Source organism: Stenotrophomonas sp. SBJS02 (genome assembly GCF_020428325.2).
Taxonomy (GTDB): Bacteria; Pseudomonadota; Gammaproteobacteria; order Xanthomonadales; family Xanthomonadaceae; genus Stenotrophomonas; species Stenotrophomonas africana.
This window is the reverse complement of the sequence record NZ_CP109812.1, coordinates 4702837-4724367: the sequence shown is the minus strand read 5'-3', so window position 1 is coordinate 4724367 and position 21531 is coordinate 4702837. Positions and strand designations below refer to the sequence as shown.

At 67.2% G+C, this 21531-nt stretch carries 20 protein-coding genes and 1 pseudogene; 15 read left to right on the top strand and 6 right to left on the bottom strand.

Annotated elements, in window-relative coordinates; genetic code table 11:
* Positions 1 to 51 precede the first annotated feature (51 nt).
* From FQS62_RS21780 to FQS62_RS21760, 5 genes are all read left to right on the top strand, one after another.
* Positions 52 to 783: a suppressor of fused domain protein gene (locus tag FQS62_RS21780; RefSeq protein WP_049443809.1), complete on the top strand. Its 732-nt coding sequence runs from the start codon at positions 52 to 54 to the stop codon at positions 781 to 783.
* Between the two features lie 51 nt (positions 784 to 834).
* On the top strand, positions 835 to 1800 hold the full coding sequence (locus FQS62_RS21775; protein ID WP_208043562.1) for an NAD-dependent epimerase/dehydratase family protein: 966 nt from the start codon (positions 835 to 837) through the stop codon (positions 1798 to 1800).
* Between the two features lie 89 nt (positions 1801 to 1889).
* Positions 1890 to 2612: a glycosyltransferase family 2 protein gene (locus FQS62_RS21770; RefSeq protein ID WP_208043563.1), complete on the top strand. Its 723-nt coding sequence runs from the start codon at positions 1890 to 1892 to the stop codon at positions 2610 to 2612.
* A complete protein-coding gene (locus tag FQS62_RS21765) occupies positions 2612 to 2959 on the top strand; it encodes a lipid-A-disaccharide synthase N-terminal domain-containing protein (protein WP_010482376.1) in 348 nt (115 codons plus the stop codon). The genes FQS62_RS21770 and FQS62_RS21765 overlap by 1 nt, the downstream gene beginning before the upstream one ends.
* A gap of 303 nt (positions 2960 to 3262) precedes the next feature.
* Positions 3263 to 5035 (top strand): DUF885 domain-containing protein, encoded by a 1773-nt coding sequence (locus FQS62_RS21760; RefSeq protein WP_208043564.1) that lies wholly within the window; start codon positions 3263 to 3265, stop codon positions 5033 to 5035.
* A gap of 57 nt (positions 5036 to 5092) precedes the next feature.
* Here the strand turns inward: FQS62_RS21760 and FQS62_RS21755 are convergent, their stop codons facing one another.
* From FQS62_RS21755 to FQS62_RS21730, 5 genes and pseudogenes are all read right to left on the bottom strand, one after another.
* On the bottom strand, positions 5093 to 8302 hold the full coding sequence (locus FQS62_RS21755) for an efflux RND transporter permease subunit (RefSeq protein ID WP_208043293.1): 3210 nt from the start codon (positions 8300 to 8302) through the stop codon (positions 5093 to 5095).
* A gap of 10 nt (positions 8303 to 8312) precedes the next feature.
* Positions 8313 to 9518: an efflux RND transporter periplasmic adaptor subunit gene (locus FQS62_RS21750; protein ID WP_107380747.1), complete on the bottom strand. Its 1206-nt coding sequence runs from the start codon at positions 9516 to 9518 to the stop codon at positions 8313 to 8315.
* Positions 9515 to 10769: pseudogene (locus FQS62_RS22330) on the bottom strand (TolC family protein). The gene FQS62_RS21750 and the pseudogene FQS62_RS22330 overlap by 4 nt, the downstream one beginning before the upstream one ends.
* 56 nt (positions 10770 to 10825) lie before the next feature.
* Positions 10826 to 11161, bottom strand: a complete 336-nt coding sequence (locus tag FQS62_RS21735) for a hypothetical protein (RefSeq protein WP_107380745.1) — start codon at positions 11159 to 11161, stop codon at positions 10826 to 10828.
* Positions 11162 to 11336: 175 nt separating this feature from the next.
* On the bottom strand, positions 11337 to 11726 hold the full coding sequence (locus tag FQS62_RS21730; RefSeq protein WP_057500905.1) for a RidA family protein: 390 nt from the start codon (positions 11724 to 11726) through the stop codon (positions 11337 to 11339).
* 108 nt (positions 11727 to 11834) lie between these two features.
* Between FQS62_RS21730 and FQS62_RS21725 the strand changes: the two genes are divergently transcribed.
* From FQS62_RS21725 to FQS62_RS21685, 9 genes are all read left to right on the top strand, one after another.
* Positions 11835 to 12728, top strand: a complete 894-nt coding sequence (locus tag FQS62_RS21725; protein ID WP_208043295.1) for a LysR family transcriptional regulator — start codon at positions 11835 to 11837, stop codon at positions 12726 to 12728.
* A 55-nt stretch (positions 12729 to 12783) separates the two neighbouring features.
* Positions 12784 to 13293: a DNA polymerase III subunit epsilon gene (gene dnaQ, locus FQS62_RS21720; RefSeq protein ID WP_208043296.1), complete on the top strand. Its 510-nt coding sequence runs from the start codon at positions 12784 to 12786 to the stop codon at positions 13291 to 13293.
* A gap of 319 nt (positions 13294 to 13612) precedes the next feature.
* Entirely contained in the window at positions 13613 to 13849 is a 237-nt protein-coding gene (gene rpmB, locus FQS62_RS21715; RefSeq protein WP_005411638.1) for a 50S ribosomal protein L28, read from the top strand.
* A gap of 10 nt (positions 13850 to 13859) precedes the next feature.
* Positions 13860 to 14027 carry a 50S ribosomal protein L33 gene (rpmG, locus tag FQS62_RS21710; protein ID WP_170272460.1) on the top strand — a complete coding sequence of 56 codons (168 nt, stop codon included), beginning with the start codon at positions 13860 to 13862 and terminating at the stop codon, positions 14025 to 14027.
* Positions 14028 to 14300: 273 nt separating this feature from the next.
* Positions 14301 to 15719 (top strand): cardiolipin synthase, encoded by a 1419-nt coding sequence (gene cls / locus FQS62_RS21705; protein ID WP_208043299.1) that lies wholly within the window; start codon positions 14301 to 14303, stop codon positions 15717 to 15719.
* A 139-nt stretch (positions 15720 to 15858) separates the two neighbouring features.
* Positions 15859 to 17280 carry an FAD/NAD(P)-binding protein gene (locus FQS62_RS21700; protein WP_208043297.1) on the top strand — a complete coding sequence of 474 codons (1422 nt, stop codon included), beginning with the start codon at positions 15859 to 15861 and terminating at the stop codon, positions 17278 to 17280.
* A gap of 9 nt (positions 17281 to 17289) precedes the next feature.
* Entirely contained in the window at positions 17290 to 19482 is a 2193-nt protein-coding gene (gene uvrD, locus FQS62_RS21695; RefSeq protein WP_208043298.1) for a DNA helicase II, read from the top strand.
* Between the two features lie 105 nt (positions 19483 to 19587).
* A complete protein-coding gene (locus tag FQS62_RS21690; RefSeq protein ID WP_049443786.1) occupies positions 19588 to 19914 on the top strand; it encodes a low molecular weight protein tyrosine phosphatase family protein in 327 nt (108 codons plus the stop codon).
* Positions 19915 to 20021: 107 nt separating this feature from the next.
* Positions 20022 to 20576: a hypothetical protein gene (locus FQS62_RS21685; protein ID WP_057500898.1), complete on the top strand. Its 555-nt coding sequence runs from the start codon at positions 20022 to 20024 to the stop codon at positions 20574 to 20576.
* Between the two features lie 85 nt (positions 20577 to 20661).
* On the opposite strand, the gene FQS62_RS21680 is transcribed toward FQS62_RS21685, so the two are convergent.
* Positions 20662 to 20808: a hypothetical protein gene (locus FQS62_RS21680; RefSeq protein WP_162838399.1), complete on the bottom strand. Its 147-nt coding sequence runs from the start codon at positions 20806 to 20808 to the stop codon at positions 20662 to 20664.
* A gap of 183 nt (positions 20809 to 20991) precedes the next feature.
* Here FQS62_RS21680 and FQS62_RS21675 point away from each other — a divergent pair, with 183 nt between their 5' ends.
* Positions 20992 to 21438, top strand: coding sequence for a universal stress protein (locus FQS62_RS21675; protein WP_005411629.1), 447 nt, complete (start codon positions 20992 to 20994; stop codon positions 21436 to 21438).
* Positions 21439 to 21531: the final 93 nt, after the last annotated feature.

The following is a 21531-nucleotide window of genomic DNA, read 5'->3' as shown; positions in this document are numbered from 1 at the left end:
GCCGGGGGATGCACTGCTCTCCGGTCCGTGGCCTCATCCAGGGAGCAGGACATGAGCAACACATTCGACGACGTCAGCCCGGGCGGCAGCCCGATCATGGTGCACAGCCGCCAGAAGGACTTCACCCCGCCGCAGGGCGAAGAACACATCGAGGCGATCGGCGCGCACATCGAGCGCCATCTGGGTCCGGTGTCCGGCGTCTTCCACGAGATCATCTCCGACCTGGTGCACATCGACGTGCACGTGGTGCCGGCCAATGACCAGTTCCCGTACCTGCGGCTGGTGACCTCCGGCATGAGCGACCTGCCGATGACCGTGCCCGCCGAGGTGGACGCGGACGCGCCCCGCTACATGGAACTGATGGTGACCCTGCCGGCTGACTGGCCGATTTCGCAGGATGCCTTCGAGGACGAACGCAATTACTGGCCGGTGCGTCTGCTGAAGGGCATGGCGCGGCTGCCGCACGAGTACGACACCTGGCTGGGCTTCGGCCACACCATTCCCAACGGCCATCCCAGCGAGCCCTACGCGCCGGGCGTGGGCTTCGACGGTGCCATCGTGCTGCCGCCGGTGACTACCCCGGAGGACTTCGCCACGCTGGAACTGGACGACGGCAAGACCATCAGCTTCATGACCCTGGTCCCGCTGTATCCGGAAGAGATGGACCTGAAGCTGAAGAAGGGCGCCGAGGCGCTGCTCGACCGCTTCGATGCGAAGAAGATCAAGGATGTAATCGAACCCGGCCGCACCAATGTGGCCAAGAAGCGTTTCGGGCTCTTCTGAGCCCGCAGCGTATCCTCTGCACCTGTACTCATTGATTTCCAGGCCACTGCAATGACCATCCTGCTAACCGGCGCTGCCGGCTTCATCGGTGCCTACACCGCCCGCGCGCTGCTGGAGGCGGGCCAGCCGGTGGTCGGCCTGGACAACTTCAACGATTACTACGACCCGCAGATCAAGCGCGACCGCGTGGCCGCGCTGTGCCCGACGCTGGACCTGCGCGCATTGGACCTGACCGACCGCGAGGGCCTGGCCGCGCTGTTCGATGAAGTGCAGCCGACTGCGGTGATCCACCTGGCCGCGCAGGCCGGCGTGCGCTATTCGCTGGAAAACCCGCACGCCTACGTCGACAGCAACCTGGTCGGCTTCGTCAACATGCTCGAACTGTGCCGTCACCGCGGCGTGCAGCACCTGGTGTATGCCTCCAGCAGCTCGGTCTACGGTGATTCGGCCACGCCGCCGTTCTCCGAGGACCAGCGCGTGGACCAGCCGCGTTCGCTGTATGCAGCGACCAAGGCGGCCAACGAGCTGATGGCCTACACCTACGCACAGCTGTACGGACTGCATGCCACCGGCCTGCGTTTCTTCACCGTGTATGGCCCGTGGGGCCGGCCGGACATGGCACCACTGCTGTTCTCGCGCGCGGTGCTGGCCGGGCGGCCGATCGACGTGTTCAACGAAGGCCGCATGCAGCGCGACTTCACACATGTTTCCGACATCGTGTCGGGTATCCTCGGCGCCCTCGCGCATCCGGCCGACGGTCCGGTGCCGCACCGGGTGTTCAACCTCGGCAACCATACGCCGGTCGAGCTGGAGCGCTTCATCAGCGTGATCGAGCAGGCTGCCGGCCGCCCCGCGCAGAAGGTCTACAAGCCCATGCAGCCCGGTGACATGGTGCGCACGATGGCCGATACCCGGCGCGCCCATGACGCATTCGGCTTCGACGCGGCGACCCCGATCGAAGAAGGGCTGCCGCCTGTCGTGCAGTGGTGCCGCGAGTACTTTGGCGACCGCGCCTGAGGACGGATCCTCACGCCACCGGGTTCATCTTCGGATAACCTCGGTTTCGGAGAATGCGCGGTCTTTGTCCCCCCTTGGCCGAGTGCCTTATGAGCCAACCCGAGCTTTCCGTTGTCGTCCCGGTGTTCAACGAGCGCGACAACGTCGCCCCGCTGGTTGCCGAAATCACCGCTGCGCTGCGTGGCCGGCTGCTGTTCGAGATCGTCTACATCGATGATCACTCGCGCGATGACACCCTGGCGGTGCTGCAGGGCCTGAAGGCGACCACACCGGAACTGCGGGTGCTGCACCACGTGAACCAGAGCGGGCAGAGCACCGCCGTGCGCACCGGTGTCAAGCATGCGCGGGCGCCGTGGATCGCCACCCTGGACGGCGATGGCCAGAACGATCCGGCCGATATCCCCAAGCTGCTCGCCGCGCGCGACGCCGCCGAGGCGCAGGTGAAGCTGTTCGCCGGCTGGCGCGTCAACCGCCAGGACAGTGGCAGCAAGCGCTGGGCCAGCCGCTGGGCCAACGCCATCCGTGCACGCATGCTGCGCGACGATACGCCCGATACCGGCTGCGGCATCAAGCTGTTCGAACGCAGTGCGTTCCTCGACCTGCCGTACTTCGACCACATGCACCGGTACCTGCCGGCGCTGATGCAGCGCGCCGGCTGGAAGACCACCAGCGTGCCGGTCAACCACCGCCACCGTACCGCCGGCGTCTCCAAGTACAACAACCTGGGCCGTGCGCTGGTCGGCATCCGTGACCTGCGCGGCGTGGCCTGGCTGATCACCCGCAGCAAGCGCACCGCGGTGGAAGAGCGGTGATGGGCCTGGAACTGCACTGGCTCGACCAGCCGCTGACCTGGCTGTACTGGACCGGCCTGCACGTGACCGGCTGGAAGCTGATCGGCTATACCGGCGCGCTGATGTTCGGCGGCCGCTGGCTGGTCCAGTTCGTCGCCTCCAAGCGTGCGGGCAAGCCGGTGATCCCGCGCCTGTTCTGGTACATGAGCGTGGTCGGCAGCCTGATGACGCTGAGCTACTTCCTGTTCTCGGCCAAGCAGGACTCGGTGGGCGTGCTGCAGAACCTGTTCCCGGCGTTCACCGCGCTGTACAGCCTGCAGCTGGACATCAAGCACCGGGGCTGGAAGCGGGACAGGGCCAGCCACTAGGTCTTCGGTAGATGCCAACCTTGGTTGGCGCTGGGATTCTCCGGGTGCCAACCAAGGTTGGCAGCTACCAGAGCGGCCGTGCATCGGTAGCGCCGGGCCATGCCCGGCGGCTGTATCCGTCGGCCGCGCTGCGCGCTCGCGGGGCATGGCCCCGCGCTACCACGCGCCTTCGGCGCTGGGTCTCCCCGTCTGCCAACCAAGGTTGGCAGCTACCAGGACACGGCTCAGGCAGGACCTTCGTCCCATGCCATGGGCCGTGGGCGGTGCCATCATCGGGGTCTGCCTTCCCGGGAACCTGTGCTCGTGAAAACCCGTCTTGCCGTTGCCCTGTTGATCGCCCTGTCCGCCCCCGCTGTGGCCCTGGCTGCACCGCCTGCCACCGCCGCGCCGGCCAGCGTGGCCACCGAATCGCCCGCCGACGCCGCCTTCCGCGCGGTGTACGAGAAGGAATGGAAGTGGCGCCAGGATGGCGGCGGCGAGGCCAGCGAGGACGAGGACGCCCCGGCCAATGCCACCCGCATGCCCGACGTCGGCCCGGCCGCGCAGCAGGCGCGCTTGAAGGTGTGGGACGAGACTCTCGCCGCGCTGAAGAAGATCGACCCGAAGACCCTGTCGCCCGACAACCAGGTCAACTACGCGATCTACCGCGACCAGGTGTTCAACCTCGCCGAAGAGGTGCGCCTGCGCGGCTACGAGATGCCGTTCAACGCCGACTCCTCGTTCTGGTCCAACCTGTCCTTCATGGCCCGGCGCGAGATGAAGACCGTGCAGGACTACCAGAACTACATCGCACGGCTGAACGATGTGCCGCGCTATTTCGGGCAGCAGACAGAGAACATGCGCGCCGGCCTGAAGCGTGGCTTCAGCGTGCCGCGCGCGGTGCTCGATGGCCGCGAGGTGTCCATCGCCACCGTCGCCGAGTTGAAGGACCCGACCGAGTCGCCACTGTACGCGCCATTCAAGAAGCTTCCCAACAGCATCCCGGCCGCCGAACAGGCCAGGCTGCAGGCGCAGGCGCGTGAAGCGATCAACGGCAAGGTGGTGCCGGCGTTCCAGCAGTTGCGCACCTTCTTCGTCAACGAGTACGTGCCGCAGGCGCGTACCACCCTGGCCGCCGAAGCGATGCCCGATGGCAAGGCCTACTACAAGCAGCAGATCCACGAATACACCACGCTGGACCTGTCGCCGGACGAGATCCATCGCATCGGCCTGGATGAAGTCGCACGCATCCAGAAGGAAATGAACGACATCATCAAGCAGGTGAAGTTCAAGGGCAGCTTCGCCGAGTTCCTGACCTTCCTGCGTACCGATCCGCAGTTCTATGCAAAGACGCCGGAAGAGCTGCTGTCGCGTGCTGCGTGGATCTCCAAGCGCGCCGATGGCCAGCTCGGCAAGTACATGACGCTGCCGCGCGCGCGCTTCACCATCGTGCCGGTGCCGCCGGATATCGCGCCGTTCTGGACCGCCGGCCGTGGTGGCATGGGCACCTACTGGCTTAACACCTACAACCTGCCATCGCGCCCGCTGTACAACCTGCCGGCACTGACGCTGCATGAGTCGGATCCAGGCCACGCGCTGCAGGGCGCCATCGCCGCCGAGCAGAAGAACCTGCCCGAGTTCCGCCGCAACGCCTACATCTCCGCCTATGGCGAAGGCTGGGCGCTGTACTGCGAGAAGCTGGGCGTGGAGATGGGCATCTACGAGACCCCGTACGAGGATTTCGGCCGCCTGACCTACGAGATGTGGCGCGCCGCGCGCCTGGTGATCGACACCGGCGTGCACAGCAAGGGCTGGACCCGCGAGCAGGCGCTGGCCTACCTGCGTGACCACACCGCGCTGAGCGAGCATGAAGTGACCACCGAAGTGGACCGCTACATATCCTGGCCGGGCCAGGCGCTGAGCTACAAGCTGGGCGAGATCGCCATCGTGCGCCTGCGTGCGCAGGCCGAGAAGGAGCTGGGCGACAAGTTCGACATCAAGGGCTTCCACGACACCCTGCTCAAGCAGGGCTCGGTGCCATTGCCGGTGCTGGAACAGCAGATCCAGGCCTACATCGCCGAGCGCAAGAAGGCCTGACCGCACTACCAGGGATCGGAAACGGGGTCGGATCGCAGGATCCGACCCCGTCATGTTTCACCCCACCGCTCGTGGCTTGGCCACCCGCGCTGCGAAGGTCGGCAGCACCAGCAGGGTCAGCACGGTGGCGGTGATCAGGCCACCGATCACCACCGTCGCCAGCGGCTTCTGCACCTCCGCACCCGAACCGCTGGCAATCGCCATCGGAATGAAACCGACGATCGCCACCAGCGCCGTGGTCAGCACCGCGCGGATGCGGCTGGAGGCACCGTTGATCGCCGCCTGCAGCGGCAGGTCACCGGCGTCCAGGCGCTCGCGGATCGCCTGCATCAGCACCAGGCCGTTCAACGTGGCCACGCCGGATACCGCGATGAAACCCACCGCTGCCGACACCGAGAACGGCATGCCACGCAGCAGCAGTGCGAGGATGCCGCCGACCAGCGCCAACGGTACGCAGCTGAACACCAGAATGGCTTCCTTGCCACTGCGCAGGGCCATGAACAGCAGGCTGCCGATCAGCAGGAACACCACCGGTACCACCGTCGCTAGCCGCTTCTCCGCGCGCTGCAGGTTCTCGAACTGGCCGCCCCAGGTCAGGTAGGCTCCCGGCGGCAGCGCCACGTCGGCCACCGCGGCCTGTGCCTCGCCGACGAAACCGCCCAGATCGCGACCGCGCACGTTGGCCTGCACCACCACGCGGCGGCTGCCGTTGTTGCGGCTGATCTGGTTCGGCCCTTCGCTCACCGTAATGCGCGCCACCGACGACAACGGAATCACGAGCCCCGATGGCGTGGCGATCGGCAGCGAGGCCAGCTGGTCCGGATCGTTGCGCGAGGCATCGTCCAGGCGCACCACCACGTTGAAGCGGCGGTCGCCTTCGAAGATCTTGCCGGCCGCGGTACCGCCGATGCCTGTGGACAACGCGTCACTCACGTCTGCAGCGGTCAGTCCGTACTGCGCCGCCGCCACATGATCGATGGCCACGTTGAGCGTGGGCAGGCCGGAGATCTGTTCCACCCGCACGTCGGCCGCGCCGTTCACCGCACGCAGCTTCAGCGCCACCTGGTCGGCCACCTTCTGCAGCTGGCTGAAGTCATCGCCGAAGATCATCACCGCCAGGTCGGTACGCACGCCGGAAATCAGTTCGTTGAAGCGCAGTTCGATCGGCTGGCTGAACTCGAAGCTGTTGCCCAGCTGCTGCCCGGCCAACTTTTCAAAGCGCGCCACCAATGCCTCCTTGTCCAGCTTCGGATCGGGCCAGTCCTTGCGTGGCTTCAGCACGATCACGCTGTCGGAGATATTGGTCGGCATCGGGTCGATGGCCGCCTCGGCGGTACCGGTACGCGAGAACACGGTCTCCACTTCCGGCTGCTTGGCGATCGCCTTTTCCAGTGCCAGCTGCATCGCCAGTGACTGCTCCAGCGAGGTCGACGGCACGCGCAGGGCCTGCATCGCCACGTTGCCTTCGTCCAGCGTCGGCATGAACTCGCGGCCCAGCAGCGAGAACGCGCCGATGCCCACCACCACCATCATCACCGCACCGGCCAGTACCGTGCGCGGATGTGCCACGGCCTTGCGCACCACTGGTTCGATGCGCGCACGCAGCACGCGGATCAGCTTGGTCTCGTGCTCGCCATCATCGGCATGCGCATCGCCGTCCTTCACCTTCGGCTCGCGCACCAGCAGTGCGGCCATCGCCGGCACGAAGGTGAAGGAGAAGATGAAAGCACCGATCAGGGCCAGCATGAAAGTGGCCGCCATCGGGTGGAACGTCTTGCCCTCCACGCCTTCCAGGGTAAGGATCGGCGCGAACACCAGCAGGATGATCAGCTGGCCGAAGGCCGCCGGGCGTGCCATCTTGCGCGCCGAATCAGCGGCCACGCGCAGGCGTTCCATCGCGGTCAATGCACGGCCCAGTTCGGCGCGGCGCTGGCCCAGCATCAGCAGCGTCGATTCGATCACGATCACCGCACCATCCACCAGGATGCCGAAGTCCAGCGCACCCAGGCTCATCAGGTTGCCACTGATGCCGAAGCGGTTCATGCCGATCACTGCAAACAGGAACGACAGCGGAATCACCAGCGCGGTGATCGTCGCTGCACGCAGGTTGCCCAGCAGCAGGAACAGCACCACCACCACCAGCAGCGCACCCTCGGTGAGGTTCTTGGCCACGGTCTTGATGGTGGAATTGACCAGCACGCTGCGGTCCAGCACCGGTGCTGCCACGATGTCCGCCGGCAGCGACTTGTTGACCTGTTCCAGGCGCGCCGCAGCTGCCTGCGCCACGGTGCGGCTGTTGCCGCCGGCGATCATCAGCGCGGTGCCGAGCACGGCTTCGTGGCCGTTGCGGCTGGCCGCACCCAGGCGCGGTGCGCGGCTCAGGTCAACGTCGGCCACATCGGCCACGCGCACCACCACGCCATTGCGGGTGGCCACCGGGGCCTGCGCCAGATCGTCGGTGGTCAGCGCCAGGCCGTCAGCACGTACCACCAGGCCTTCGCCGGCACGCTGCACGAAGCCGGCACCGGCCTGCACGTTGGAGCGCTGCAATGCGGTGACCAGATCGGCCAGGCCGAGGCCATGCGCGGCCAGCCGCGCGCTGTCCGGATGCACGCCGTATTCCTTGACGTAGCCGCCGACCGTATCGACGCCGGCCAGCCCCGGGCTGGAGCGCATCTGCGGCGCGATGATCCAGTCCTGCACGGTGCGCAGGTAGGTCGCACGTTCTTCGGGTGACCGCAGCAGGTTGCCTTCCGGCGTGCGGTAGACCTCGCCGGCCTGCCAGCCCGCTTCACCGGGCTTGGCCAGCTTGGCCGGATCGAACGCGGTGAAATCCACCGTCCACATCAGCACCTCGCCGAGTCCGGTGGTGACCGGCGACAGCATCGGCGACGCGCCATCGGGCAGGTCTTCCGATGCCTCGCGCATGCGTTCGGCCACCTGCTGGCGGGCGAAGTAGATGTCGGTCGCATCGGTGAAGATGGCGGTGACCTGCGAGAAGCCATTACGCGACAGCGAACGCGTGGTAGTGAGGCCAGGAATGCCGGCCAGCGCGGTTTCCAGCGGATAGGTCACCTGCCGCTCGATCTGTTCGGGCGTCAGCGCCGGTGCCACCGTGTTGATCTGCACCTGGCGATTGGTGATGTCCGGCACCGCGTCGATTGGCAGCTTGCCCAGCTGGAACAGGCCCACGGCGGCGATCAGCGCCGCCATGAACACCACCAGCCAGCGGTGGCGCACCGCTGTTTCAATGATCAGCTTGAACATGGTCGCCTCCTCAGTGGCCGTGCTCGGCTTCGCCCTTGGCCAGTTCGGCCTTGAGCAGGAAGGCGTTGCTGCCAACGATGCGCTCGCTGCCGGTCAGCCCACCGAGGATCTCGATGCGGTCACCAGCGCGACGGCCGGCCAGCACCGGCTGCGCCTTGAAGCCGCCTTCGACGGCGACGAATACCGCACTGCTGCCATCGATGTTCTGCACTGCATCGGCCGGAACGCTGAGCGAGCCATCCTGGCCCTCGGTGACCACCACGGCCGATACCGGCGAGCCGGCCGGTGGCAGCGACGCATCCACCGGCATGGCACGGATCACCGCGACGCCACCCTGCTGGCGGACATCGGCGGCCGAACCGGTGACGGTGGCGGTGAAGCTGCCACCCGGCACGCTCACCTCCAGCTTCATGCCGGGCGTGACCTGTGCGGCCAGCGCCGGTGGTGCGGTGAACACCAGCTCGTTCATCGACGGGTCGGCGACGTCGGCGACTGCACTGCCGGCGGCGACTACGCCACCCGGGGTGACCTGCACGTTGCCGACGATGCCGGCCACCGGACTGGTGATGCGCACACGGCCGCTGCTGTCCGGCGAACCGTTGGCGGCGGCCTGGGCCTGCGCGGCGGCGGCCTGGGCCTGTGCCGCCAGCGAACGTGCGCGCGAGGCTTCCATTTCCTGGCGGGCGACCACGCCCTGGTCGACCAGGGCCTTGTCGCGGCCATAGGCCAGGCGCGCGGCTTCGGCTTCGGCGGATGCGGCCAGCGCATTGGCGCGGAACACCGCCGCCTCGCCACTGACCACGATGGCCAGCGCCTGGTTCTGTTTCACCGCCGTGCCCGGCGCGACCAGCACGCGCTCGACGCGGCCGGTCACCGTGGAGGCCACCGAAGCGCGGGCGCCCACGGTGGGCTCGACCCTGCCGGACAGCCGGGTTGAGCCACCGCCACCGCGACCGATCGCGACCACTTCGATACCGGATGCCTTGATCTGTTCCGTGGTCAGTGCAACCACGCCTTCGTCCGCGTCAGCAGGGGCCTTGGCGGCTTCCGCCTTGGCTTCCTTGCTGTCGGTCGTGTGGCCATGGCCATCGTCGGTGCCCGCCTTGGCCGCGGCGGGGTCTTCATTGGCAGGTGTCTGCGCGTTGCCAGCGCAGCCGGCCAGCAGGACGGTCAGCAGCACGCCGCCGATCAGCGGGAAAGTACGGGAGAGAGTCATGGGGCCTCCACAAAAGGTGCGCGCCCTTCAAGGCGGGCAAGATCGATTTCCGCGGCGACGCGCGACAGGCGCGCATCCACGGCGGTGCCGCGGGCGGCGATGAGGGCGCTGCGCGTGCTGCGCAGTTCCAGCTGCGAGATGCGTCCGGCGTCAAAGCCGACGCGGGCCAGGCGGTACGCCTCTTCGGCGGCGACCACGCTTTCGTCGGCGGCGCGGGTACGGCTGCTGGCGGCTTTCAGTCCGGCGACGGCGGAGAGACGTGCGGCCTCGCTGTCGCGGCGTTGCTGGTCCAGGCGTGCTTCGGCCGCGCGCTGGTCGGCATTGGCGGCGCGGATGCCACCGCGGTTGCGGTCGAACAGCGGGATGCTGAGGCTGACCCCGAGGTTGTAGGCACGCTCGCCGCCTTCGCGGAAGCGGGTCTGCGCGGCGGTGACGCTGAGGTCGGGCAGGGCGCGCTTGCGCTCCACGTCGACCAGCTTGCCCGCCGCATCGGCTTCGGCTTCGGCGATGCGCACCGCCAGCGCACGCTCGGTCGGCGCGCCGCGGCGGCGGCGGCGCGCGGCGGCGCAGCGGCTCGTCAGTCGACTGCACCGGCGCATCCAGCAGCGCGGTACCGGCCAGGCGGGCCAGCGCGGCATCGCGGAAGGCCTGCGCCTCATCCAGCGAGGCGCTGGCGTTGGCCACTTCGCTCTGCGCCTGCACCGCACGCAGCTGCGGTTCGCGGCCCTGCTTGACCATCGCGTTGACGGCGTTGGCGTCATCGCGGGTGAGACTCAGCGCTTCTTCGGCCAGGGCGTAGCGGCGCAGTGCACTTTCCGCCTGTGCGTAGACCACCGCGAGCTGGCTGGCCACATCGCTGCGACTCTGCGCGCCACGCAGGTTGGCCGCCTGTGCCTCGGCGCGGGCGGCACGGACACGCGCGCCACGTTGGCCCCAGACCTCCAGCGGCTGGGACAGGGTGAGCACGGTATCGGCCTTGCCCATGCCGCCATAGGAGCCGGTGCCCCAGGCGTTTTCGGCGGAGTAGGAAAGGGAAGGGTTGGGCAACGCACGCGCCTGGTCGGCGCGCGCGTCGGCGGCCTCGGCCAGTGCCGTACCCACGCGGGTACCGGGCAGCTGGTCCAGGCGTTCAAGCAGGGTGTCGTAGGAGGGGGCGGCTTGCGCCATCACCGATGCCGCCGGGGCCAGGCCCAGCAACACGGCGACGACCAGCCCGGCCGCGCGCGGCGACCGAGGTGTCAGGATCGACATAGGGGGATTCCGGTTGTGAGTGAAACGGGAGCCCGCGATTGCGGGACGCGCTCAACTCACGCCCGGGGGGGACGCGTCAATTCATCCTGGGCGACCGCATAGGTCGCCACGTCGCCGGCATTCATCCAGCGCGCCGGCAGTGGCGTACCGAAGGCGGCGAAATCGTTCGCTGGCAGGCTCAGCGTGGAGTGATGGCAGTGGTTATGCGTGCAGGCACCCGTGTGCTTGCTGTCGCTGTCACCGCCTGCATCGTCCGTAAGGGACTCGACATGGGCGCTGCTGGCATGCGGTTCCACCGCACACACCAGTGCGTCGGCCACCGGAACGACCACGAATGCCGCCATCAGCAGCATCATCAGGTACGTACGCAGTTGGCGGGTGATCCGGCGCATGGAAGGGAGGCTAGCAAGCGGTTTTCGCCGGATACAATATCAATGGTCACCTCGGGAATTCGTCGGAACCTCCCGTTCAGGTGGGCGGCGCCGCCTGCTTTGGTAGGTGTCGACCTTGGTCGACACGCTTTTCGACCCCCGACACATTGCCGGCCAGCGGCCGGCACTACCCGTGTCACGGCAGCTTCGCGATCACCTTGATCTCGAACTGGAACCCATACAGCCAGGTCACGCCGATGCCGGTCAGGGTCGGGTGCGGCGCCTCGCCCCAGTACTCGGGCACGATCGCCCAGGCCTTCTCGAAGTTCGTTTCCGGATCGACCAGGAACACCGTCACGTCGACCACGTCATCGAAGGTGCAGCCGGCAGCGGCCAGCACCGCATTGAGATTCTCGAAGGCACGGCGCACCTGCGCTTCGAAGTCCGGCTCGGGCGAACCGTCCTCGCGGCTGCCGACCTGGCCGGAGACGAACAGGAAGCCGTTGGAACGGATCGCCGGCGAGTAGCGGTTGCGCTCGTACAGGGCCTGGCGACCGGCGGGAAAAACGACATCACGCTGAGACATGGGGAAGATCCCGTGGGAGAGAACGCCATCCTCCGCGCCAGTGCTGTCTGGATAAACCGCGATGATCGGCCTAGATTGATTGTTAATTCCAAACAATCATGGCCCACCATGGACCGTTTCGAGGCGATGCGGGCCTTTGCCCGCGTGGTGGAAACCGGCAGCTTCACCCGCGCCGCGCAGACCCTGCAGATCAGCCGCACCACGGTGACCCAGCTGGTGCAGCAGCTGGAGGCGCACCTGCGGCTGCGCCTGCTCAACCGCACCACGCGCCGGGTCAGCGTCACCGCCGATGGCGCGGCCTACTACCCGCGCATCGCCCGCCTGCTGGCCGAGCTGGAAGAGGTGGAAGGCGGGCTGGGCGACGCCGCTACCCAGCCGCGCGGGCGTCTGCGCGTGGATGTGCCCGGGCCCTACGCGCGGTTGCAGCTGGTACCGGCGCTGCCGGATTTCCAGGCGCGTTACCCGGAGATCCAGCTGGACATCGGCGTCAGCGACCGCGAGGTCGATGTCATCGCCGACAACGTCGACTGCGTGATCCGTGGTGGCACCCCGGCCGACCCGGCACTGGTGGCGCGGCCGCTGGCAGCGCTGCCGATCGGTTTCCACGCCAGCCCCGGCTATGCGCAGCGCTTCGGCCTGCCGACAGACCCACGCGCGCTGGAAGGGCCCGATCACCACATGGTCGGCTTCCTCAGTCCTCGTAGTGGCCGGGCGCGGGTGTTCAGCGCCCAGCGCGGCGATGAGCGCGTTGAGGTGCAGGGCCGCTATACGGTCGGCTTCGATGACGGCAACGCCTATCTGGCGGCTGCGCTTGCGGGGCTGGGCGTGGTGGCGCTGCCCAGCTATATGTCCGAGCCCCATGTGGCGCGTGGCGAACTGCTGCCGGTGCTGCAGGACTGGCAGCTGCCGCCAATGCCGATGCACGTGATGTTTCCGCCGAACCGGCACATGAGCCAGCGGCTGCGGGTGTTCATCGATTGGGTGGTGGGGGCGCTGGGGTGACACATACGGGGCGTGCGAAAATCACCACAGCACGCAACAGGAAACAGCCTCACGCATGAGTCGCATCGTCGCACTGGATACCGAAACCACCGGCATCTCCCACCGCCTGGGGCACCGGGTGATCGAAATCGGTGCCGTCGAGCTGATCGATGGCCAGCTCACCGGTCGCCAGTTCCACACCTACCTGCAGCCGCAGCGCAGGGTCGATTGGGGCGCGCAGCGCGTGCATGGCATCAGCGATGCAATGCTGGTGGGCAAGCCGCTGTTCTCCAGCAAGGCCGCCGAACTGCTCGACTTCCTGCGCGGCAGCGAGATGGTCGCGCACAACGCCACCTTCGATGTGGGCTTCCTGGACAACGAGCTGCGTCTGTGCGGCATCCCCGGCACGCTGGCCCAGCATTGCCGCATCACCTGCAGCCTGAAGCTGGCGCGGGGGCGCTGGCCCGGCCAGGGCAACAAGCTGGACGATGTGCTGCAGCGCCTGCGCATTCCAGGCCAGCGCGGCCTGCACGGCGCGCTGAAGGATGCGCACCTGCTGGCCCAGGTGATTCCTTACCTGCGCTGAGCTGGCCTGGTAGCTGTAGAGCCGAGCCCATGCTCGGCTCGGTCTTACGGGCCGAAGCAGCCGAGCATGGGCTCGGCTCTACAGGAAGGCGGCCGTCGCATTCAGCCTCAGCCTGTGGGTAACTTGCGCAAGTGCTTGAACCCGTGCATAATGCTCGGCTCGCTGTGTCCGGTTTTCTACCGGGCGGCGCCCCCGGGAACACGTCCCCGGCCGCCCAACGCCAGCGTAACCCTTTGATTCTCTTGACGTGTGGTGGGCAACCATCGAGGCCGCCGTCTCCCGGGCTACGGGCTGACACAACTTACTATCGAGGTGCGCAATGTCCCGCGTATGCCAGGTTTCCGGCAAGCGAGTGCAGACGGGTAACAACGTCTCGCACGCCAACAACAAGACCCGTCGTCGTTTCCTGCCGAATCTGCATGAGCGCCGCTTCTGGGTTGCCAGCGAAAACCGCTGGGTGAAGCTTCGTGTTTCCGCGCATGCACTGCGCACCATCGACAAGAACGGTATCGATTCCGTTCTGGCTGAGCTGCGTGCGCGCGGCGAAAAGGTCTGAGGAGTAGACGATCATGGCAGGCAAGCGCGATAAGGTCCGTATGATTTCGACCGCTGGTACCGGTCACTTCTACACGACCGACAAGAACAAGAAGAACACCCCGGGGAAGATGGAATTCTCCAAGTACGATCCGGTCGTGCGCAAGCACGTCCCGTACAAGGAAGGCAAGATCAAGTAATCCGCAAGGATTGCTGGTCGCTTCCGAAGAAACCCGCCCTTGTGGCGGGTTTTTTCATGCCCGACGGTAGGGCCGGTGGGTGCCTGTGGGTGCCGACCGTTGGTCGGCACACTCCCTCCACACCCGGTAGGTGCCAACCTTGGTTGGCACACTTGTCCCGCCCCCGGTAGGTGTCGACCTTGGTCGACACGCTGGTTCAACGCAGTCGAGCCCGGCTCGACTCTACACACCCTGCTGGGCAGAATGGCCCATCACCTCCCGACGGGCGACGCGATGCTGTTCGAGTGGTTGCTGGGTTCCTACCTGCTGCTGATCGACTGGCTGATCCGGCTGGTCGCGCTGTGCTGGATCCCCACCCGCACCACGCCGGGGGCGGCGCGCAGCTGGCTGCTGCTGGTCGGCTTCGTGCCGCTGCTGGGCCTGCCGCTGTACCTGCTGTTCGGCCACCCGTGGCTGTCGCGCGAGCGCATCCGCCGCCAGGCCGAGGCCTCGCAGGTGATCCGCGAGGAACAGGCGCTGCAGCATCGCCTGCGCTGGGCCCCGCAGCCGGACACCGCCAGCGCCGAGATCGTGCCGCTGGTGCAGCGCCAGGGCGATTTCATGCCGGTGCACGGCAACGCGGTCGACCTGCTGACCGACTACGACGAATCGCTGCACACGCTGATTGCCGACATCGATCAGGCCGAAGACCGCGTGCACCTGCTGTACTACCTGATGTTCGACGACGCGGTCGGCGAGGCCATTGTCGAAGCACTGCAGCGTGCCGCCGCACGTGGCGTGCAGTGCCGCGTGCTGCTTGACGCGGTGGGCGCCAAACGGGGACTGCGCGCCTACAGCAAGCGACTGCGGTCACGTGACGTTGAAGTACGCGCGATGCTGCCCGGCGGCCTGCGTTGGCGCCGCAGCGGCCGCATGGACCTGCGCAACCACCGCAAGATCGCGGTGATCGATAATGAAGTGGCCTATGTCGGTTCACAGAACCTGGCGGGTCCGCAGTTCGTGCCCGGCCACCCGAACCGCGAGCTGGTGGCGCGCGTGCGCGGCCCGGCAGTGGCACATCTGGAAGCGGTGTTCGCCAGCGACTGGTACATGGAAACCGGCCAGCGGCTGGACGTCATCGCCGATGTGCCCGAGTGCAGCGACGACATCGCCACCCAGCTGCTGCCCAGTGGCCCGGCCTACCCGTACAGCAACGCGCGTGATGCGGTTGCGGCGTTGATTCATCTGGCGCGACGCCGCCTGGTGATGGTCACCCCGTACTTCGTGCCGGACGAAGCCACGCTCAGCGCCTTGCGCATTGCGGCGTTGTCCGGCGTGCAGGTGCAGCTGATCCTGTCGGCCAGCAACAACCAGCGGCTGACCTCGTGGGCGCAGGAGGCGTACTACGACGAGCTGCTGCGCTGTGGCGTGCGCATTGCCCTGTACGAACCGCAGTTCCTGCACGCCAAGCACATGAGCGTGGACGAGGACATTGCCGTGCTCGGCTCGATCAACATGGATATCCGCTCGTTCGCGCTGAATGCCGAAATCGGCCTGATCTGCTACGACCGCGCGCTGGTGCAACAGCTGTGCGCGATCGAGGATGGCTATCTGCGTGAGTCGCGGCAGCTGGATCTGCAGCAGTGGCGCAGCCGCCCCACGTGGCGGCGCAGCCGCGAGGGCATCGCGCGGCTGGCCGATGCGTTGATGTGAGTGGCGCGCACAACCGGCGGGATGGGTGCAACCGGAGGGGTAGAGTCGACTGTTAGTCGACTATCGCGCGCAGCGCGGGATTTTCTGCAAGAGCAGTCGACTGACAGTCGACTCTACCCCGTCATTCCCGTCATCGCCGATGGCCTACAATCGGCACATGACTGATTCACCGCGTAATGGCGAACTGGACCTGGCAATCATCGGCGGTGGTGCGGCCGGGGTGCTGGTGGCGATCCAGGTATTGCGCCAGGCCAAGGCGCCGTTGGCGCTGGCCATCTTCGAACCCGCCTCGCAGCTGGCCCAGGGCATCGCCTATGCCACGCCGTGGCCGGAGCACCTGCTGAACGTGCCGGCGGCGAAGATGAGTGCGTTTGCCGACCAGCCCGGTGATTTCCTCGACTACCTGATGGCCGCCAACGCCTACCCGGGCGAGGCGCGCGAGGTGCTGGGCGAGCGCTATGTATGCCGCCACTACTTTGCGGCCTACCTGCAGCAGCGCCTGCAGGAGGCCGCTGCGGCCAGCCCGGCGCAGCTGCAGGTGATCGCGCAGCCGGTGCTGGGCCTGCAGCCGGATGACCATGGCTACCAGCTGACACTCGGCGATGGCAGCACGCTGCACGCCGCGCAGGCGGTGCTCGCCACCGGCAACAGCATGCGGCCGCTGCCGGTGGCCGGTGCCGAGGCACTGCCCGCCGATGACGTGATCGAGGCCTGGGACTACGACGGCGTACGCACCCTGGCCGGCGAGCAGGCTGTGGCCATTGTCGGCTCCGGCCTGAGCATGGCCGACACCGTGCTGGCATTGGTTGCTGCCGGCCACACCGGCCCGCTGCACGTGATCTCGCGCCATGGCCTGCTGCCGTTGCCGCATGCGCATGGTGGCCTGCCCACGTTCGACCCGGCTGCGCTGCTGCCGTTGAACCTGCGCCAGCGCCTGCGCGCGCTACGCGGGTTCGCTCGTCAGGCGCAGGCCGACGGCCTGCCGTGGCAGGGCGTGATGGACCGTATCCGTCCGCACGGGCAGGCGCTGTGGTGCAGCCTCGACGCGGCCGACCAGCGCCGCTTCCTGCGCCATGTGGTGCGCTACTGGGATGTGCATCGCCACCGCATCGCCGAAGAGGCCGACGCACAGCTGCAGGCGCTGATCGAAAGCGGCCAACTGCGTGTTCACCGGTCCCGCCTGCAACGCATCGGCCGCGAAGGCGACGCCCTGCGGCTCTCTGGTCGCGATGCCACCGGCAATGAACAGCGGTGGACGATTGGCGGGGTGATCAACGCCACTGGCGTGGAAACCCGCGCCAGCGCGTTGCGCAATCCGCTGCTGCAGCAGCTGCAGGCCGATGGGCTGGCCCGCCCCGGCCCGCATGGGTTGGGCCTGGACAGCACGGTGCCGGGCGACCGCCTGTGTGCTGCCGGGGGCCAGACGCAGGCACGGCTGGGCGTGCTCGGCAGCCTGCGCATCGGCAGCCTGTGGGAAAGCCTGGCGGTGCCTGAACTGCGTCAGCAGGCGCAGGCACTGGCCACCCGGGTGGTCGCAGGAGCCGCGACGGCGATGCCGTAAAATGGGGGCATGGATGTCTCCCACCTGCTTGATGGCCTGAACCCGGCCCAGCGCGAAGCCGTCTCCGCTCCCCCCGGCCACCACCTGGTGCTGGCCGGTGCCGGTTCCGGCAAGACCCGCGTACTTACCCACCGCATCGCCTGGCTGCATGAAGTCGATGGCGTGCCGACCCACGGCATTTTCGCGGTGACCTTCACCAACAAGGCGGCCGGCGAAATGCGCCACCGCATCGACGCACAGCTGCCCAACGGCAGCCGTGGCATGTGGATCGGTACCTTCCACGGCCTGGCCAACCGCCTGCTGCGCCTGCACTGGCAGGACGCGAAGCTGCCCGAAGGCTTCCAGGTGATGGACTCGGACGACCAGCTGCGGCTGGTCAAGCGCGTGGTGCAGGCGCTGGAGCTGGACGACGGCAAGTACCCGGCCAAGCAGATTGCATGGTGGATCAACGCACAGAAGGACGAGGGCCGTCGCCCGCAGCACATCCAGCCCGAGCCGCACGATGCGTGGCTGGAAACCATGCGCCAGGCTTACATCGAATACCAGGCGCGCTGCGACCGCGCCGGCCTGGTGGACTTCGCCGAGCTGCTGCTGCGCGCGCATGAACTGCTGCGCGACAACCCGGCGCTGCTGTCGCACTACCGCGCCCGCTTCCGCGAGATTCTGGTGGACGAGTTCCAGGACACCAACGCCATCCAGTACGCCTTCGTGCGGGTGCTGGCCGGTGATTCCGGCCACGTGTTCGTGGTCGGCGATGATGACCAGGCCATCTACGGCTGGCGCGGTGCCAAGGTCGAGAACGTGCAGGGCTTCCTGCGTGACTTCCCCGGTGCGCAGACCATCCGCCTGGAACAGAACTACCGCTCCACCGCCAACATCCTCGGCGCCGCCAATGCGGTGATCGCGCACAATCCGGATCGCATCGGCAAGCAGCTGTGGACCGACAGTGGCGACGGCGAGCCGATCGACCTGTACGCCGCGTACAACGAGATGGACGAGGCGCGCTACATCGTCGAGCGCGCCCGCCAGTGGGTGCGCGATGGTGGCAGCTACACCGAAGTGGCCGTGCTCTACCGCAGCAACGCGCAGTCGCGCGCGCTGGAAGAAGCGCTGCTGAGCGAACAGGTGCCGTACCGCGTGTACGGCGGCATGCGCTTCTTCGAGCGTGCCGAAATCAAGGATGCGCTGGCCTACCTGCGCCTGCTGTCCAACCGCAACGATGACGCCGCCTTCGAGCGCGCGGTCAATACGCCCACCCGTGGCATCGGCGACCGCACGCTGGACGAAGTGCGCCGCGAGGCGCGCGCGCAGGGTATTTCGCTGTGGGAAGCGACCATGCTGGTCACCCAGGGCAGCGCGCTGGCCGCTCGTGCGCGCAATGCGCTGGCTGGCTTCCTGGTGCTGGTCAACGAGCTGCAGGCGCAGACCGTGCACATGACCCTGGCCGAGCGCGTGGACCACGTGCTGGCCCGCTCGCAGCTGCGCGAGCACTGGAGCAAGGAAAGCCGCAATTCGCTGGATTCAGAATCGCGCACGGACAACCTCGACGAACTGGTCTCGGTCGCCTCGCGCTTCGTGCGCCGCGCCGATGACATCGAGGAAGTGGGCGAGGACATGGACGAGCTGGTCGCGTTCCTGGCCTACGCCGCGCTGGAGGCCGGTGAGGGCCAGGCGCAGGCGGGCGAGGACGGGGTGCAGCTGATGACCCTGCACTCGGCCAAGGGCCTGGAATTCCCGCTGGTGTTCCTGGCGGGCATGGAAGACGGCCTGTTCCCCAGCGCACGTTCGCTGGAAGAAAGCGGGCGGCTGGAGGAAGAACGCCGCCTGGCCTACGTCGGCATCACCCGCGCGCGCCAGAAGCTGGTGCTGAGCTACGCCGAGTCGCGCCGCATCCACGGCCAGGACAACTACAGCCTGCCGTCGCGCTTCCTGCGCGAGATTCCGCGCGAGCTGCTGCACGAAGTGCGCCCGAAGGTACAGGTCTCGCGGCCGGCCTCAATGGGTGCCAGCCGGGTGATGGGCCATGCCTCGATCGAGGCGCCGCCGGTCAAGCTCGGCGCGCTGGTCACCCATCCCAAGTTCGGCGAGGGCATGGTGACCGACTACGAAGGCAGCGGCGCCCACGCCCGCGTGCAGGTCGAGTTTGCCGATGCCGGCAGCAAGTGGCTGGTGATGGCGTACGCCAACCTGACGGTGATCTGATCACCGTCGGGGGGCGGGAATTCCGGTAGAGCCGAGCCATGCTCGGCTGCTTCTGGCGGGAAAGAGCAGCCGAGCATGGGCTCGGCTCTCCAAAGGCGAGTACCCATGACCCGCAACGTGCTCTTCCTCTGTAGCCAGAACCGCCTGCGCAGCCCTACGGCCGAGCAGGTATTCGCCGATTGGCCGGGCATAGAGACTGCCTCGGCCGGGCTGCTGGCCGACGCCGAGGAAGTGCTCAGCCCCGAGCTGCTGCAGTGGGCGGACCTGGTGTTCGTGATGGAGCGGGCGCATCGTAACCGGCTCTCCAGCCGCTACAAGGCCTGGTTGAACGGCAAGCGGGTGATCTGCCTGGATATTCCGGATGACTACGATTACATGGACCCGCTGCTGGTGGAGCTGCTGAAGCGCAAGGTGGCACCGTTCCTGCGTTGACCGCGGTGTTGTAGAGCCGAGCCCATGCTCGGCTGCTTTTCGCGCCAGAAGCAGCCGAGCATGGGCTCGGCTCTACAATAGGCGGCACTTCTTCCAGGACCGCCCCCATGACCGAACCCACGCTGCACGTCACCGTGAAGTTGAACGCCCGGCTGCAGCCGGAGCATCGCCACGAACTGTTCGAGGATCCGCTCGACGCGCTGCTGCAGGCGGCCCAGGTGGGCGAGCTGACTGGCGGCGGCACCGCGATGTCCGATCTCGGCGAGGTCGAATACGGTGATATCGAAGTTGCCCTGGTCGATGCGGCCGGCGTGCCGAAGCTGATCGACCTGCTGGAACAGCTGGGTGCTCCGAAGGGTTCGCAGCTGCAGGGCGCGGGTGAAGCCGACCGCAGCTTCGGCGTGACCGAAGGCCTGGGCATCTACCTCGATGGCCTGAATCTGCCGGACGAAGTCTACGAACAGTGCGATTCCAACCACGTGTTCGAACAGCTGTCGGAGAACATCGACGGCCTGGGCGAGATCTGCAGCTGGTGGCAGGGCCCGACCGAGACCGCGCTGTACATGTACGGCGAATCGTTCGAGGCGATGCGTGATGCGATTGCCGGATTCGTGGCCAGTTATCCGCTGTGCCAGAACGCACGCGTGGTGCAGATCGCCTGAAGGTGGGGGCGCTGTAGAGTCGAGCTTGCTCGACTGCCTTTTATGAGCAGAAGCAGTCGAGCAAGCTCGACTCTACGGCAGCAGGTTATCGGCCGGCTGACTGCCGGGCGTTGTCGCGCTGGGCAAGATCCTTGCCCAGATGATAGCCGCCGCAGAGCAGGACGAAGGTGGCGGCGAGGCTCCACAGGATGATCCTGAGGGTGCTTTGTGATGTCGGCTTGCTGTCCTGCATCAACGTTCTCCCGGGGCGACCCGATACCGCTTGGTCAGCATGCGCCGCGGTCAGTGGGTACGCAAGCTGGCGATGCGCACACGCCGCTGCGCGGCGCCGGATTGATCCTGCTCAAGGCGCGGCCTCCACATCCGGTGTGCAATGGTGTCGTTCCCATCTGGCAGACCGCCACGGAGCCCCACCATGTACAAGCGCATCCTGATTGCCACCGACGGTTCCGAGCTGGCCGACAAGGGCCTGGCCAAGGGCCTGGAGCTGGCCAAGGACCTCAATGCCGAGGTCGATATCGTGACCGTTTCCGAGCCGTGGGCCGTCGGCATGTACGACGCCATGGGCTGGAGCGTGGGCTACATGAACAGCCCTGAGTACAAGGCCGACCGCGAGGAAGGCGCGCAGAAAGTGCTGCAGCCGGCGCTGGCCAAGGCCGCCGAGCAGGGCATCACCGCCAATCCGGTGCATGTGCTGGACCGCTATGCGGCCGACGGCATCATCGAGACGGCGGGCGAGCGCAACAGTGACCTGATCGTGATGACCTCGCACGGCCGCCGTGGCGTGACCCGTGTGCTGCTGGGCAGCCAGACCGCCGAGGTGCTGGCACGCAGCACGCTGCCGGTGCTGGTCATCCGCTGATTCAAGCGTTCCCGGGGAGGGGACCCGACGCCGGCCGCAGGATGCGCGCCGGCGTTGTTTTTCTTGTGGGGCCGGCAGGGCGTATCCACGCAT

What these genes read in the sequence shown, in the direction of transcription:
- FQS62_RS21765 (WP_010482376.1), top strand. Translation starts at nt 2,612, where the DNA reads ATGGGCCTGGAACTGCACTGGCTCGACCAGCCGCTGACCTGGCTGTAC.
- FQS62_RS21750 (WP_107380747.1), bottom strand. Translation starts at nt 9,518, where the DNA reads ATGACTCTCTCCCGTACTTTCCCGCTGATCGGCGGCGTGCTGCTGACC.
- FQS62_RS21755 (WP_208043293.1), bottom strand. Translation starts at nt 8,302, where the DNA reads ATGTTCAAGCTGATCATTGAAACAGCGGTGCGCCACCGCTGGCTGGTG.
- FQS62_RS21725 (WP_208043295.1), top strand. Translation starts at nt 11,835, where the DNA reads ATGGACCGTTTCGAGGCGATGCGGGCCTTTGCCCGCGTGGTGGAAACC.
- FQS62_RS21690 (WP_049443786.1), top strand. Translation starts at nt 19,588, where the DNA reads ATGACCCGCAACGTGCTCTTCCTCTGTAGCCAGAACCGCCTGCGCAGC.
- uvrD (WP_208043298.1), top strand. Translation starts at nt 17,290, where the DNA reads ATGGATGTCTCCCACCTGCTTGATGGCCTGAACCCGGCCCAGCGCGAA.
- FQS62_RS21675 (WP_005411629.1), top strand. Translation starts at nt 20,992, where the DNA reads ATGTACAAGCGCATCCTGATTGCCACCGACGGTTCCGAGCTGGCCGAC.
- rpmB (WP_005411638.1), top strand. Translation starts at nt 13,613, where the DNA reads ATGTCCCGCGTATGCCAGGTTTCCGGCAAGCGAGTGCAGACGGGTAAC.
- FQS62_RS21775 (WP_208043562.1), top strand. Translation starts at nt 835, where the DNA reads ATGACCATCCTGCTAACCGGCGCTGCCGGCTTCATCGGTGCCTACACC.
- FQS62_RS21700 (WP_208043297.1), top strand. Translation starts at nt 15,859, where the DNA reads ATGGCCTACAATCGGCACATGACTGATTCACCGCGTAATGGCGAACTG.
- FQS62_RS21685 (WP_057500898.1), top strand. Translation starts at nt 20,022, where the DNA reads ATGACCGAACCCACGCTGCACGTCACCGTGAAGTTGAACGCCCGGCTG.
- dnaQ (WP_208043296.1), top strand. Translation starts at nt 12,784, where the DNA reads ATGAGTCGCATCGTCGCACTGGATACCGAAACCACCGGCATCTCCCAC.
- FQS62_RS21730 (WP_057500905.1), bottom strand. Translation starts at nt 11,726, where the DNA reads ATGTCTCAGCGTGATGTCGTTTTTCCCGCCGGTCGCCAGGCCCTGTAC.
- FQS62_RS21780 (WP_049443809.1), top strand. Translation starts at nt 52, where the DNA reads ATGAGCAACACATTCGACGACGTCAGCCCGGGCGGCAGCCCGATCATG.
- FQS62_RS21680 (WP_162838399.1), bottom strand. Translation starts at nt 20,808, where the DNA reads ATGCAGGACAGCAAGCCGACATCACAAAGCACCCTCAGGATCATCCTG.
- FQS62_RS21770 (WP_208043563.1), top strand. Translation starts at nt 1,890, where the DNA reads ATGAGCCAACCCGAGCTTTCCGTTGTCGTCCCGGTGTTCAACGAGCGC.
- FQS62_RS21735 (WP_107380745.1), bottom strand. Translation starts at nt 11,161, where the DNA reads ATGCGCCGGATCACCCGCCAACTGCGTACGTACCTGATGATGCTGCTG.
- cls (WP_208043299.1), top strand. Translation starts at nt 14,301, where the DNA reads ATGCTGTTCGAGTGGTTGCTGGGTTCCTACCTGCTGCTGATCGACTGG.